Here is a 13,776-nt window from a genome sequence, read left to right as displayed (position 1 = left end):
TTAAAAAATCGACGAATCCCGGCGATCTGCGCGGAAGTCTTCCGTGCATGCAGTCGACCGGGGAGATTAGGGCGGTTGACTTGAAAGGAGACGATGCATGGAGTCGAAGAACGTTCCGGAGATGGCTGAACTGTTGCGCGATGCGCCGAAGAACTGGGGCAAGTGGGGGCCGGACGACGAAGTCGGTTCGCTTAATTACCTGACCGAGACGGAAGTGCTGCGCGGCGTGGCGGCCGTGCGATCCGGCAAGACCTTCACGCTGCAGATCCAGATGGGCAATCCGAAGGGCGACCCTGTCTGGCCGGGCCGCTCCCAGGCATGCCGCATGAACGTGATGGACAAGGGCCACTACATGTGCGGCAAGGGGCCGCTGTTCCCCGGGCTCCTCGAATACGCGGACGACATGATGATCATGTATCTGCAGGGCTCCACGCAGTACGACGCCCTCGGACACGTCTGGTACGGCGACCAGATCTGGAATGGCTACGACGCGAAGTCGACGATCGGCGGCCTCGCGAAGGCGAGCGTATTGCCGATCGCGGAGCGCGGCGTCGTCGGGCGCGGCGTGCTGATCGACATCGCCCGGCATCGCGGCAAGGACGTACTCGATCCGGGCGAGACCTTCACGCATCGCGATCTGCTCGAGGCCGCCGAAGCGCAGCGCGTGACGATCGAAAAGCGCGACGTCCTCGTGATCCGCACCGGCTGGATCGGCTCGTTCTACGAGCGCGACAAGAGCGAGTTCTACAAGAATTTCGTCGAGCCCGGCCTGACCTACAGCCCGGCGCTCGTCGAATGGTTCCAGCGGATGGAGATCCCGAACCTCGTCACGGATACGATCGCGAACGAAGTGACGATCGATCCGGAATCGGGCGTCGCGCTGCCGCTGCACAACGCGCTGATGCGCAACCTCGGCGTCACGCTGACCGAGATCGCGCAGCTCGATCCGCTCGCGGCCGACTGCGCAGACGACGGGCAATGGTCGTTCCTGTACACGGCGGCGCCGCTCAAGGTCGTCAGCGGTAGCGGCGCGCCGGTCAACCCGGTGGTTATCAAGTAGGCCGTTGCCACTCCGGCTCGACCGTGTCCGGCGCTGGCAAGCGCCGGGCGCGCAGTGCAATTTCGGTGGCGCGCGCACGTGATGACGCGCTGCCCATTCCTGGAGTGTCCATGACGCCCTATGACAAGAAGCCCTGGCTCGCGAACTATGCAGCCGGCCATCCGGCGACGATCTCGCCGGTATTTACCGATGCGCTCGGCATGTTCCGGGCGGCCGTCGCACGGGCGCCGGAGCGGGCCGCGATACTGTATTTCGACGGCGTGCTGACCTACGCCGAGCTCGATGCGCAATCGGACGCCCTTGCATGCGCGTGGCGCGAGCGCGGCTGCGCAGCCGGCGACCGCGTTGCGCTGTATCTGCAGAACGTGCCGCAGTTCGTGATCGCGCTGGTCGCCGCGTGGAAGCTCGGGATGATCGCAGTGTCGATCAATCCGATGAACCGTTCACGCGAGCTGCGCGTATTGCTCGCGGATTCGGGCGCGCGCATGCTGGTCTGTCACGAATCGCTGTATGCGGACGTCGTCCGCCCGTTTCTCGCGGAGGAAGCCGAGGCCGCCGCGTGCGGCGAGCCGGCGGTGCAGCCAGCCGTGATGACCACCTGCGAACTCGAGTACCAGAGCCGCCACGATGCACGGCTCTTTGCCGGGACGCGACGGCAGCCGGCGCAAGGTGTGGAGGATCTGTCGACGACGATTGCCGCGTATCGCGGCCACCAGCCGCCACCCGTCACGCTCGGGCCAGCGGATGTCGCGATGCTCGTGTACACGTCGGGCACCACCGGCGTGCCGAAAGGCGCGATGAACACGCACGGCAACATCGCGTTCAACGCGCAGGTGTACCGTGACTGGATCGAGCTGCGGGAGGGCGGCCCGATCCTCGGCGTCGCGCCGCTGTTTCACATTACCGGACTGGTGGGACATATCGGCGCGGCATTGATCTGCGCGGCACCGCTGATTCTTGCGTGCCGTTTCGAGCCGGGCGTGATCCTCGATGCGATCCGCGAGCATCGCGCCGAATTCACGATCGGCTCGATCACGGCGTTCATCGCGCTGATGAACCATCCGCAGGCAACACGCGAACATCTGGTGTCGATGCGACACATCTACTCCGGCGGCGCGCCGATTCCGCCGAGCGTCATCGATGCGTTCCGCGCGCGCTTCGGCCGCACCCTTCACAACGGCTACGGCTTGACCGAGACGAACTCGCCGACGCACTGCGTGCCGCTCGATCGCGACGCACCTGTCGATCCGTCGACCGGCACGCTCGCTGTCGGCGTGCCGGTGTTCAACGTGGAGTCGTACATCGGCGACGAAGCCGGCCTCCCGCTGCCGTCGGGCGAGATCGGCGAGATCATTTCGCGTGGGCCGATGGTCGTGCCCGGCTACTGGAACAAGCCGGCCGAGAGTGCGAAAGCGATCGTCGACGGCTACTTCCGGACCGGTGACGTCGGCTTCATGGACGAGCAAGGCTGGTTCTATCTCGTCGATCGCAAGAAGGACATGATCAACGCGGGCGGCTACAAGGTTTGGCCGCGCGAGGTCGAGGACGTCCTGTATTCGCATCCGGCGGTACGCGAGGCCGCGGTTGTCGGTGTCGCGGACAGTTATCGGGGAGAAACGGTCAAGGCCGTCGTGAGCCTGAAGCCGCATGCCGAAGTCTCGCCCGACGCGCTGATCGCTTACTGCAAGGAACGGATGGCGGCGTACAAGTATCCGCGCATCGTCGAGATCATCGACGAATTGCCGAAGACCATGACGGGGAAGATCCTCAGGCGCGAGCTGCGCGGGTAAGCGAGCGGCCATCGGCCGGCGCGGCACCGCATCACGGGTGCCTCGCCGGGTCCGCGCGAACGGACTCGAATACTTCACCCAGTTGCTGGCGCAGCCAACGATTCGCGGGATCGGCATCGGAATTCGCGTGCCAGTAGAGATAGGTATCGATCGATGCGTCGAATGGGCATTCGAGCATCTGGTTGCCGCACATCCCGTTGAGCAGCCGCGCGTATCGCTCCGGCATGGTCAGCAGCAGGTCGGTCTGGTTGACGACGCGGCACGCGGCGAAGTAGCGGATGCATCGCAGGCGGACGCGGCGCTCGGCGCCGAGCTTGACGAGTGCGGCATCTTCGACGCCGCCGCCACGTTGCCGGCTCGTCACGAGCACGTGCTCTTCGGCGAGGTAGGCGCCGAGGTCGAGGCGCTGGCTGACGCGCGGGTGATTGCGCCGGCACAGCACGACGTACCGGTCGGTCGAGAGCCTGGTGCTGCGAACGGATTGCGGGTGCGGCAGCAGCACGTCGATCACGGCATCGAGCGAGCCGGTGAGCAGGTCCGCTTCTATCGCGCGCCGATCGTGTTGCACCGCGGCGATGTCGATCGACGGCGCGTGCTGCGCGACGTATTGCGCGATCGGGGGCAATACCACCGGTTCCTGTGCATTGAGAATGCCGATCGTGAAGCGCCTGATCGTCGTCGCGACATCGAACCGGCTGGCTTCATGCAGCGTGCATTCGAGCGTATGCAGGCCGTTGCGCACGCGCGCGATGATCGCCCTCGTAAATGGAGTGGGCATCATGGCATTGCCGTGACGCTCGAACAGCGGATCGCCGAGCAGTTCGCGCAGCCGGTTCAGCGCATGACTGACCGCCGATTGACTGAGATTGAGCTGCTGCGCCGCGCGCGTGATGCTCTGCTGGGCGTAGATGCGTTCGAGCACCACGAGCAGGTTCAGGTCGGTCCGGAAAATGTTCATGACATCGGGAATGAGAGGAGGGCGCGGTGGCAGCGGCAATTCGTCAGAAATACCGCGCGAACACGCATTTTTGCCACCCCCCGGACGGGGGGCAGGACGCCTCGGGCCGCGCGCCCTGACATTCCATACCTGCGCCAGCCCCGGGTGATGGCCGTCGCCGGGAATGATCGGTGTTTCCCCGGAGCACACGTGAACGCGCCGGTGCCCCCCACCTGAGGGGGCTGCTATTCGCCCATGGCGGAAATAAGCTCAGTCGGCCCGGCGATTGCGCAACGAAGGTCGATCGGGTAAAGCAGTGAGCGACATTTTATGGATAACGAATCGATTGACGGGATGACGGATGCGCAAGGCGGTCCTGATTCTCCACATTGGCGATGGAGGAGGCATATGACGTTGAATGCAAGCGCAGTTTCGCGCATCCGGGAGCATGTGAAGTTTCGTGAGCTGGTCGACGAACGCGCACGCCTGGGCCGGGTGTCGATGGTCATCGTGCTGGGCGCGTATTTCGGGCTGATCGCGCTGGTCGCGTTGCGGCCTGACCTGTTGCGCAGCCCCGCGTGGGCGGGAAGTGTCACGACGGTCGGCGTGATCTTCGCGATTGCCGTGATCGTCGCGGGGTGGGGGCTCACGTGGCTCTATGTCCGTGTCGCGAATGACCGGTTCGAAAGGCTGACCAACGAATTGCTGGGTGAGGTGGGGCAATGAAATCGAGCGCACGCGTTTCGATCGCGGCATGCGCGCTTGCCGCCACGCCGGGCGGCCTTGCCTGGGCTGGCCCGGTCGTGGAGGCGGGGCAGCGTCAGCCGCTCAATCTGGCCGCCATCGCAATGTTCATGGTGTTCGTCGGCATGACGCTGGGCATCACGTACTGGGCGGCGCGCCGCACCAGGACGGTGAACGACTTCCTCACCGCCGGCGGCGGCATCAGCGGGCTTCAGAACGGCCTTGCGGTCGCCGGCGACTACATGTCCGCCGCGACCTTGCTCGGCGTCGTGAGCCTTGTCTACGCGAAAGGCTACGATGGCCTGCTCTATGTCGTCGGCTTCTTCGTGGGCTGGCCGGTGATGCTGTTCCTCATGGCCGAGCGGCTGCGCAATCTCGGCCGGTTCACGTTCGTCGACATCATCGCCTACCGGCTCGATCCGGTCAGCACGCGCTGGATGGGCGTGGTCAGTTCGCTGACGGTGGTGTTTTTCTATCTGATCGTCCAGATGGTCGGCGCGGGAGAACTAGTTCAACTGCTGTTCGGCATCGACTACACCTATGCGGTCGTCGGCGTCGGGTGTCTGATGATCGTCTACGTGACCTTCGGCGGGATGATCGCGACGACGTGGGTCCAGATCATCAAGGCCGTCCTGCTGATGTTCGGCGGCACGTTGCTGACGCTCCTGGCGCTCGGTCACTTCGGGTTCAGCTTCGAACGGCTTGCAAGGTCGGCGATCTCGGTGCACAAGGCGGGGAACTCGCTGATGGAGCCGGGCCGCCTGTTCTCGGATCCCGTTTCGGCCGTCTCGATGTCGCTCGCGACGGTGTTCGGACTCTCCGGACTGCCGCACGTCCTGATGCGCTTCTTTACCGTTCCGAATGCACGGGAAGCCAGAAAGAGCGTATTCGTTGCAAGCACGTGCATCGGCTTCATGTTCATTGCGATGTTCGTCATCGGCCTCGCGAGCGTCGTGATCGTCGGCACCGACCCGCAGTTCTTCGAGGGCGGACGCGTGGGCGGCGTGCTGCGCGGCGGGAGCAATATGGTGGCGATGCATCTCGCCGACGCGACGGGCGGCAGCCTGTTCCTCGGATTCCTCGCGGCGGTGACGTTCGCCACCATCCTGGCCGTGGTGTCGGGCCTGGTATTGGCGGGTGCGTCGGCCGTATCGCACGATCTCTATGCGAGCGTGCTGTGCAAGGGGCGAGCCAGCGGGGCAGCGGAGATTCGCGTCACGCGGTGGACGACGCTGGCGATCGGCGCCGTGGCCGTCGCGCTTGGCCTGCTGTTCAAAGGGCAGAATCTCGCTTTTCTCGTCGCGCTAGCGTTCAACGTTGCCGCGTCGGCGAACTTCCCGCCGCTCGTGCTTTCGATGTACTGGAAGGGATTGACGAGCCGCGGTGCCGTCTGCGGCGGCATCGTCGGGCTCGTATCGTCGGTGTCGCTGGTCATTCTGTCGCCGGCCGTGTGGAAGTCGGTGCTCGGGCATCCGGCTGCCGTGTTCCCGTACGATCATCCGGCGTTGTTTACGATGCCGCTGGCGTTCCTGGCGAGCTACCTGATGTCGACACTCGACCGGAGTTCGAAGGCCGACGCGGAACGGCGTGCGTTCGACGCCCAGTTCGTCCGCGCTCAGACCGGACTCGGTGCGGAACGAGCGGTCGAGCATTGACCTGAACCAGCCGCGATGCCCGATGCACGCCGGTGCACGCGTCAGTGTGCGCGGCCTGGTGCCGGCGCGTGGACATTCGGCGCGGGCAGCGGCGAATCGGGTGCCGCGAGCGCGCTGTGAATGAAATGCAGACTACCGAGCACCGTCTGAAGGTGAGGCGCCGCCGGGCGAGCCGCATCGGTAGTCTGCATCGTCCGTTGCAGCGTGGCGATTGCAACCTGCACCGCGTGCGTGGCGGCGGCGCTGGCCTTCGGTGTCGGCGCCTCGAACAGCAGCCGGATCGCGCAGCATGCGGATGCGCAATCGTCGAGCCATGCCGGTGCGGCGTCCGGGGCCGTCCGTGCGGCCTCGCTGGCCATCGCGCCGCGCAGGTCCACGACGGCCGAGCCGATCTCAAGGACGGACAGGAACCATTCGACGGATTCGCCGTTCGCCACCGGGTCGTCACGCGAGATCGACCGAACCTGATACATGAGGTCGCGCGTGCGGCTTTCGAAGCGCGTGCGCAGCGTCGCGGCCGAGTCGGTGCAGGCGAACACGACCTGCCTGCGCAGGTCGGCCAGCAGGTGTTTGCGCAACCCGCGCATCGTCGGCGGCAGGAACAATTCGAACGCGACCGACGCCATCAGCATCGACAGGACCAGCGCGATCGCGTCGTTCATGAAGGACGTCGGATCGTAGGCGACGACATTGTCGGGGCCCGTCAGAAAGCAGAAATAGATGCAGTATCCGATGCCGTACCCGGCCAGCGACGGGCGCGTCGTCATCCAGCATCCCAATGCGAGCGGCGCAGCGAGTACCACGCACAGCAGCGGGAAGCCGTCGATGACCGGGTAGACGACGAACATGACGATCAGCCCGATGACGGACGCGAACGCCGTGCCGATCGCCATCTGGAACGCCGTGCGAGACGGGCGCGCGGAAGATGCGACCAGTGCGCAGATGGCGCCGCCGTTCAGCACGAGCAGGGCGCCCGACGGCCAGGCGGTCGCGATCCAGAACGCGCTCAGCACGAGCGTCAGCAGCATCGCGCGGACGCCGGCGACTGCCGCGATCAGCGGATTGGTGCGCGGCTCGTATGGTGCCACCCACTGTTCGCGCTCGTGCGCGGTGGCGTTCAGCGACAGATAGGTGCTCGCATAGGCGATATAGCTGTCCAGGAACCGGTCGAGCAGGTCGACGGCCGTGTCGAAGTCGAGCGCGGTCGCGCCGCTGCCGAGCCGGTTTCGCGCCAGCTGTGCGCGGCCGGGCAGCGCCGTGCGGCAGCGTTCGAGGTTGGCGGCCAGCGACGTGGCGAGTGTGTCGATAGCGTCGGCGTGCGTCGCATCCTGCCGTTCGAGACGGAGCGGTGCCGCGATACCGGCCATCAGTGCATCGATCTCCGTCAGCACGACATCGGCTCGCGCGACCCGCAGTCGGGCGATCAGCTGACTCAACGCGTGCAGGCGCGTCGACGCTGCCATGCGCTCCGCATTGAGACGAGTCAGGCGGCCGTTTCGCAAGCGTGTGTCGGGGCCTTCGAACACCGCGGCGCTGCGCGCGGCTTCCGCGTTGACGGTCTCGTCGACGACGCGCACGCTCAGCGCCTCGAGAAACGACCGGTCGATCCGGCCGGACAGAATCGCCAGCACATCGTCCGCGAACGCGGCGAACCGCGCGCTGTTCACGCGGTTGATCTGTTCGCTGACATGCTGCGGAAAGACGAGCGCGCTGACCGCACCCGAACTCAGGATGCCGATCGTCACCTCCGTCACACGCGTCATCGCCGAAAGAAAGGCTGCGTCCGGATGCTGCCATGACGGGATGCCGATGAGCGCGGCGGTGTAGCCGGCGAGCACGAAGCCATAGGTCCGGAAGTTGCGGTTGCGCGCGGCACCTGCCGTGCAAATGCCGATCCAGAGCGCGGTTGCACCGAGGAACAGTTCCGGCGTCTGCCCGAACAGACTGATCAGCACCAGCATGGCGAGCAGGCCCACGATCGTGCCGCAGATCCGGTACAGGCTTTTGGCGAGCACCATGCCGCTTTGCGGTTGCATCAGCACGAAGACCGTCGTCATCGCCGTGCGTGGCATCGGCAGTTCGAGCTTCATCGCCACACCGAGCGCCAGAAGTGCGGCGAGAATGGTCTTGAAGAGGTACAGCCAGGTGACGCCGCTCGTGCCGGCCCAGTTGCGGGCGGCATTGGCGATGGCGATACCTGTTTTGGTATCCGAAATATACGATGTGAATCTGAAGGGCGACGAAGACATGATGGTGGTGGCGCGTGATGCGGGCGTGCGGCGACAGGACGACCGTGATTGTATTTTCCGGAACCGCGCTCGAGTGTTGCGCGTGGTGTTAAACGCTTTTTCCGGATCAGGATCGACGTCATCGCGCGACGACCGGGCGCGATGCTCGAGCGGGCCGCTCGCCGCGCGCGGCCCGTTCCGCTACGCGGCAGGAATCGACAGGCGAGCCGTGCACCGCATCGTGATCGCTGCCGCGGGTGCTCGGTCGAATGCTGTCCCGCGCGTTTCGTGCTTGCGCACGACCGGCGGCGAACCGGGCGTTCGCCGCCGGTGCGGAGCGCGCTCCGTGGGTCAGGTGCGCGTCAGCAGGTTCAACAGCGCCTGGGCGGCCGGTTCGGACGACGCCGGATTCTGGCCGGTGATCAACAGGCCGTCGACGACCACATACGGTTGCCAGTCATCGGTTTTCGAATAGCGGCCACCCTTCGACTTGAGTTCGTCCTCGACGAGAAACGGCACGATGTTTGTCAACCCGACGGCATCCTCTTCCGTATTCGAGAAGCCGGTGACGGTCTTGCCGGCGACGAGCGGCTTGCCGTCCGGCCCCTTGGCATGGCGCAGCACACCCGGTGCGTGGCAGACGGCCGCGACCGGCTTGCCCAGTGCGATGGCCTGCTCGATCAGCGAGATCGACCGTGCATCTTCGGCGAGATCCCAGAGGGGGCCGTGGCCGCCCGGATAGAACACCGCGTCGAACCCGTCGACGGCAACCTCGGACAGTTTTTGCGTGGCCGCGAGCGCGTCCCGCGCGTCCGGATCCGCTTCGAAGCGGCGCGTGGCGTCAGTCTGAAATGCGGGGTCCGCACTTTTCGGATCGAGCGGCGGCTGGCCGCCGGCCGGCGACGCAAGCGTGATGTCGGCGCCTGCGTCTTTCAGCGTGAAGTAGGGGGCAGCGAATTCCTCGAGCCAGAAGCCGGTTTTCTCGCCGGTCGAACCGAGGGTGTCGTGGGAGGTCAGGACGAACAGAAGTTTCATGATGTCGATGGATGAAGATGAATGATGGATGCGCGAATCCGCTTTACGCAGCGGCTTCGGCGACGCGCACGACCACCTTGCCGAAGTTCTTTCCCGCGAGCAGACCGATGAGCGCGTCCGGCGCGTGTTCCAGGCCGTCGGTGACGTCCTCGCGCGGCGTGATCTCGCCGGCCTTGACCCATCCGCCCATTTCGGCCAGGAACGCCTGATAGCCGGTCGCATAGTGATCGAGGATGATGAAGCCCTCCATGCGGATCCGTTTCTTCAGGAGCGTGTCGGTCAGGAGCGGAAGGCGGTCGGGGCCGGGCGCCGGTTCGCTGTCGTTGTATTGCGAGATCAGGCCGCAGAGCGGCACGCGCGCGCCGACGTTGAGGCGCGGCAGCACGGCGTCGAAGATCGCGCCGCCGACGTTCTCGAAGTAGACGTCGATGCCGTCGGGGCAGGCTTGCGCGATCTGCCGTGCCAGATCGGGCGCGCGCCGATCGAGGCACACGTCGAAGCCGAGCGTCTCGGTGACATACCGGCATTTCTCCGCGTCGCCCGCAATGCCGACGACGCGGCAGCCCTTCAGTTTCGCGATCTGGCCGACGACGGCGCCAACCGCACCGCTCGCCGCCGCGACGACGACCGTTTCGCCCGGCTTCGGTTGCCCGATCTGCAGCAGGCCCGTGTAGGCGGTGAAGCCCGGCATGCCAAGCACGCCAAGCGCATGGGACGGGTGGTCGAGATCCGTGCCGAGCGGCATCAGATCCGCGCCGTCGGAGAGCGCATAGTCCTGCCAGCCGCTGTCGCCAAGCACCAGGTCGCCAACCGCAAACGCGGCATGCTTCGAGGCGATGACGCGGCTGACGGTGCCGCCCACCATCGTATCGCCGAGCGCAACCGGCGGCGCGTAGGACGGCGCGTCGCTCATGCGCCACCGCATGTAGGGATCGAGCGACAGGTAAAGCGTCTGCAGCAGGACTTCGCCGTCGGCGGGCGTCGGCACGGCTGTGGTTTCAAGCCGGAAGTCGTGCGCTGCCGGCGCACCGACGGGGCGGCTGGCCAGGACGACCCGGCGATTGACGGATGGGGATTGCGGCATGGGTGACCTCGGTGTGAAGGTTTCGCCGCCCGGATCGGGCCGGTTGGCGGCGGGTTTTTCGCGTGACGGTCGCAATGCGCGGGACGACGTGCCAGGGCACGCCGCATGCGCAAAGTAGACCAGTCGTCTAGTGCCTGGGCGCTTGCGGGCAACGTCGCAGGGCTTGACCTGCGGGGGCGCGCCCGGTTGCGCCATGCATCGCATGAATGCGAGGGCCGACCACGAGGTCGAACCGTGATGCGGATCATACGACCGAGTAGACCAGTCGTCTAGTAACCGTGCGGCGCGATTTCGCGCGCCGCGATCTGTCCCGTTTGCGGTTGACGCGGCACGCACGGCCACGGCGAACCGCGCCTCGGTTCGCCGCAAGGGCCGTGTCATAAGGCGCTCGCCGGGATCGGGCGTTGCGGTGAGTGACGGCATACGGTCGCTTCCGGACCGCGACGGCGATGCGGTCCGCCTCCCCGATCGGGGGGGCGCGTTGGCTGCGCGAAACGCCGTAAGGTAGTCGGCAAGGTCGCCGTCCGAGTCGGTCCGGCCGGCGCAATCATCGTCTACCGAGCGGGAGGGGGCATGACCAGAACGGTGTTGATAACCGGTGCGGGGTCCGGGTTCGGGCGCGGGGTCGCGTTCGCGCTTGCCGAACGCGGGCATCGCGTGATCGCGGGTGGCCAGATCTGGCCGCAGGTCTGGGCGCTGCGGCAGGAGGCCAAGGCGCGCGGGGTGGACATGCAGGTCATCAAGTTCGATGTGACGAACGAAATCGATCGTGCGCATGCATTGACGCACGACGTCGATGTGCTGCTGAACAACGCGGCCATCATGGAATCCGGCCCGCTGGTGGAGATTCCGATAGCCGTGTTTCGCTCGGTGTTCGAAACGAATGTCTTTGCGGCGCTCGAAGTGGCGCAGGGATTCGCACGCAGGATGGTCGTGCGCGGGCATGGCCGGATCGTCTGGATGTCGTCGGTCGCGGGACTCGTCAAGGTGCCGTTCGACGGTGCCTACGCCGCGTCGAAGCATGCCGTCGAAGGCATCTGCGCCGCGATGGAGGAGGAACTGAAGCCTTACGGCGTCGAAGTCGTGACGATCAATCCCGGCGCCTATCGCACCGGCTTCAACGACACCGGCATGGAAAGCATGGATCAGTGGTGGGACCAGGGCGAGCGCGTGGTCGCCCACTGGCCGACGCGCGAACTGAATCGGCAACACGATCCCGCGGAAATGATCGACGCCATCGTCGCGGTGATCGAGGCGGACGCGCCGCCGTATCGTACCGTCAAGCCCGCGTCCGCCGAGCAGCTCGTGCGCGATGAACAGGCCGCGGCATGGCAACGGATCGTAGGCGGCAAGCGGTGAGCCGCGCGAACGAACGCAACACACGGTCAGGTGGTCCGGCATGCACGGACGAACGTTGCCGCGGCCCCAAGGGCGGCGCGTCTATACGAAGCGGAGCAGCGAGATCGTGATCGTCAGCGTCACCGCCGACAGGAGGCTCGACGCGACCAGCGTCGCGCCCGCGGTCGGATCGTCGATTTCGTAGCCGAGCCCGAACAGGATGCCGAACGAACCGCACGGTATCGCCGCCAGCAGCACAAGCTGACCGGCCATCGGCGCCGGCACGGAGAAGAGGCGGACGCAGAGCCATGCGAGCAGCGGCTGCACGAGGTGGCCGAGCAGCAGCGCAACCCCTACCTCAGGGTTCAGTTGGATCGGCAGCGCGGCAAGGATGAGGCCGGTGGAAAACAGCGCGAGACCGGCCGTCGTGCCGCCGATGATGCCCAGCGATTGGGCGATCAGCGTGGGCAGGTGCCATCCGAGCACGGAGCAGGCCATGCCGCCGAGCGGCGCCAGGACGACCGGCTTCAGGAACGTGTTGAGCAGCGCGCCGGCGAGCGGTGGCGCATTCGGCCGACGCGCGTGTTCGGTGCTGCGGGCGCGCTCGAGCAGAATCAGGCACGCCGGGGACATCACGACCGACGCGATGGTGATCGCGAACGCGACCGTCAGGGTGCTCGACTCGCCGTACACGGCGACGAGAAGCGGCAGGCCGACGGCCGCAAAGTTCGGCATGCCAACCGTTACGGCGCGCACCGCGGCTCGACTCGGATCGACATGAAAGACATGCTTCGACAACACGAGCGACGCGCAGTACGGTACGAGCATGAAGATCACGATAACGGTGACGGGAACCAGATGGCTCGCCAGTTCCGCACGCGGCATCTTCGCGGTATAGACGAACAGCGCGAACGGCAGCGCGTAGTCGACCAGCATCTTGTTGATCGACACGATCGGCATGGTTCCGGCATGGGTTTTTCCGGCGAAATAGCCCATTGCGATCGAAAAGAAAAACGGCACCAGCGCGGACGATAGTTGTGCAGTCATGGCAGCTCCAGAGCGGGTCGCCGGGCACCGTGCCGGTATCCGGCGCGATCACCGGCATTCTGACCAGGCGATCTCGACACGGCGCAACAGGCGGCCCTGCGAGTCGCAGCGTTGCTGCCAACATGAATGCCTCGCGGGTTTTTTTCACCCCCCCGTAGTGGGGGTAGAGCACTCGGCTCGACAGCGCTATCGTTGGCTCATCGTGGCGACGGGCCGAAGCGATGCAGGCTGGCCGGTTCGTATCGAGCGGGTGCCGTCAGGTGATTCGATGCCGGAGCGAGGCCGCGCAGCATGAAGCTGCTCGATCGTCCTGCGCCGACCGCTAACTGCCGGTCCGATCCCGCCTGGACACACTGGCCAGGGCCTCATGCCGAAGCGCGCATGAAGTCGTCGACGATCACCTCGCTCGACCGGACGCGTTCGCCTTTCCACGCGAGCCGGCAGCAGGGCCGCGCGCATGCGCGCGCAGCCCACCCGGAAGGTCCGGCCCGGGATCGATGCCGGCATCGTGTCAATTGCACTGCGCGGCGGTTCGTGTCGCGCGGAGAAACCCGCCATGATTTTTGAAATTGCCCAGATCGAGATCCAGGAAAACGGTGAGCCGGGGTTTGAACGTGCGGTCGCCGAGGCGAAGCCGCTGATCGAACGTGCACCCGGTTGCCATGGCTTGCATCTGTATCGCGGTATCGAGCAACCGTCGCGCTATCGGCTGATGGTGCAATGGGAAAGCGTCGAGCGTCACGACGCGTTTCGCCAGACCGCCGATTTCCAGCGTTGGCGCGAACTGGCCGGCCCCTTCTTCGTGGGCCCGCCGTCGGTCGAGCACGTGCGCGAAGTCTGACCAGCCTGCGCATGAGG

Annotated in this window: 11 protein-coding genes; 6 read left to right on the top strand and 5 right to left on the bottom strand. The window is 65.9% G+C overall.

The features are described 5' to 3' along the window. Positions 1 to 97: 97 nt before the first annotated feature. Positions 98 to 1,060, top strand: coding sequence for a cyclase family protein (locus GEM_RS11130; protein ID WP_014897505.1), 963 nt, complete (start codon positions 98 to 100; stop codon positions 1,058 to 1,060). 110 nt (positions 1,061 to 1,170) lie between these two features. Beyond that, complete coding sequence (locus tag GEM_RS11125) at positions 1,171 to 2,850, top strand: class I adenylate-forming enzyme family protein (RefSeq protein WP_014897504.1); 1,680 nt, start codon at positions 1,171 to 1,173, stop codon at positions 2,848 to 2,850. Between the two features lie 31 nt (positions 2,851 to 2,881). Here GEM_RS11125 and GEM_RS11120 read toward each other — a convergent pair whose 3' ends face one another. Further along, positions 2,882 to 3,808: a LysR family transcriptional regulator gene (locus tag GEM_RS11120; RefSeq protein ID WP_014897503.1), complete on the bottom strand. Its 927-nt coding sequence runs from the start codon at positions 3,806 to 3,808 to the stop codon at positions 2,882 to 2,884. Between the two features lie 387 nt (positions 3,809 to 4,195). Here GEM_RS11120 and GEM_RS11115 point away from each other — a divergent pair, with 387 nt between their 5' ends. Then, entirely contained in the window at positions 4,196 to 4,513 is a 318-nt protein-coding gene (locus GEM_RS11115; RefSeq protein ID WP_014897502.1) for a DUF485 domain-containing protein, read from the top strand. Continuing rightward, a complete protein-coding gene (gene actP / locus GEM_RS11110; RefSeq protein ID WP_014897501.1) occupies positions 4,510 to 6,186 on the top strand; it encodes a cation/acetate symporter ActP in 1,677 nt (558 codons plus the stop codon). The genes GEM_RS11115 and actP overlap by 4 nt, the downstream gene beginning before the upstream one ends. A gap of 41 nt (positions 6,187 to 6,227) precedes the next feature. Here actP and GEM_RS11105 read toward each other — a convergent pair whose 3' ends face one another. The 3 genes from GEM_RS11105 to GEM_RS11095 form a co-directional block, all read right to left on the bottom strand. Next, positions 6,228 to 8,435, bottom strand: coding sequence for an FUSC family protein (locus tag GEM_RS11105; protein WP_014897500.1), 2,208 nt, complete (start codon positions 8,433 to 8,435; stop codon positions 6,228 to 6,230). A gap of 330 nt (positions 8,436 to 8,765) precedes the next feature. Next, positions 8,766 to 9,449: a type 1 glutamine amidotransferase domain-containing protein gene (locus GEM_RS11100; RefSeq protein ID WP_014897499.1), complete on the bottom strand. Its 684-nt coding sequence runs from the start codon at positions 9,447 to 9,449 to the stop codon at positions 8,766 to 8,768. 43 nt (positions 9,450 to 9,492) lie between these two features. Continuing rightward, on the bottom strand, positions 9,493 to 10,533 hold the full coding sequence (locus GEM_RS11095) for an NADP-dependent oxidoreductase (RefSeq protein ID WP_014897498.1): 1,041 nt from the start codon (positions 10,531 to 10,533) through the stop codon (positions 9,493 to 9,495). A 573-nt stretch (positions 10,534 to 11,106) separates the two neighbouring features. On the opposite strand from GEM_RS11095, the gene GEM_RS11090 reads away from it, so the two are divergent. Beyond that, a complete protein-coding gene (locus tag GEM_RS11090) occupies positions 11,107 to 11,892 on the top strand; it encodes an SDR family oxidoreductase (protein ID WP_014897497.1) in 786 nt (261 codons plus the stop codon). A gap of 81 nt (positions 11,893 to 11,973) precedes the next feature. On the opposite strand, the gene GEM_RS11085 is transcribed toward GEM_RS11090, so the two are convergent. Then, a complete protein-coding gene (locus GEM_RS11085; protein WP_014897496.1) occupies positions 11,974 to 12,918 on the bottom strand; it encodes an AEC family transporter in 945 nt (314 codons plus the stop codon). Between the two features lie 457 nt (positions 12,919 to 13,375). On the opposite strand from GEM_RS11085, the gene GEM_RS11080 reads away from it, so the two are divergent. Then, the gene (locus tag GEM_RS11080; protein WP_420358918.1) at positions 13,376 to 13,759 is read left to right on the top strand and encodes an antibiotic biosynthesis monooxygenase family protein; all 384 of its coding nucleotides are present in this window, start codon (positions 13,376 to 13,378) and stop codon (positions 13,757 to 13,759) included. Positions 13,760 to 13,776: the final 17 nt, after the last annotated feature.

It is taken from the genome of Burkholderia cepacia GG4 (assembly GCF_000292915.1).
Taxonomy (GTDB): Bacteria; Pseudomonadota; Gammaproteobacteria; order Burkholderiales; family Burkholderiaceae; genus Burkholderia; species Burkholderia cepacia_D.
Note: the sequence above shows the minus strand (reverse complement) of the source record. Positions and strands in the feature narration are given on the sequence as shown.

What these genes read in the sequence shown, in the direction of transcription:
- actP (WP_014897501.1), top strand. Translation starts at nt 4,510, where the DNA reads ATGAAATCGAGCGCACGCGTTTCGATCGCGGCATGCGCGCTTGCCGCC.
- GEM_RS11115 (WP_014897502.1), top strand. Translation starts at nt 4,196, where the DNA reads ATGACGTTGAATGCAAGCGCAGTTTCGCGCATCCGGGAGCATGTGAAG.
- GEM_RS11095 (WP_014897498.1), bottom strand. Translation starts at nt 10,533, where the DNA reads ATGCCGCAATCCCCATCCGTCAATCGCCGGGTCGTCCTGGCCAGCCGC.
- GEM_RS11125 (WP_014897504.1), top strand. Translation starts at nt 1,171, where the DNA reads ATGACGCCCTATGACAAGAAGCCCTGGCTCGCGAACTATGCAGCCGGC.
- GEM_RS11090 (WP_014897497.1), top strand. Translation starts at nt 11,107, where the DNA reads ATGACCAGAACGGTGTTGATAACCGGTGCGGGGTCCGGGTTCGGGCGC.
- GEM_RS11085 (WP_014897496.1), bottom strand. Translation starts at nt 12,918, where the DNA reads ATGACTGCACAACTATCGTCCGCGCTGGTGCCGTTTTTCTTTTCGATC.
- GEM_RS11120 (WP_014897503.1), bottom strand. Translation starts at nt 3,808, where the DNA reads ATGAACATTTTCCGGACCGACCTGAACCTGCTCGTGGTGCTCGAACGC.
- GEM_RS11080 (WP_420358918.1), top strand. Translation starts at nt 13,376, where the DNA reads ATGCGCGCGCAGCCCACCCGGAAGGTCCGGCCCGGGATCGATGCCGGC.
- GEM_RS11100 (WP_014897499.1), bottom strand. Translation starts at nt 9,449, where the DNA reads ATGAAACTTCTGTTCGTCCTGACCTCCCACGACACCCTCGGTTCGACC.
- GEM_RS11105 (WP_014897500.1), bottom strand. Translation starts at nt 8,435, where the DNA reads ATGTCTTCGTCGCCCTTCAGATTCACATCGTATATTTCGGATACCAAA.
- GEM_RS11130 (WP_014897505.1), top strand. Translation starts at nt 98, where the DNA reads ATGGAGTCGAAGAACGTTCCGGAGATGGCTGAACTGTTGCGCGATGCG.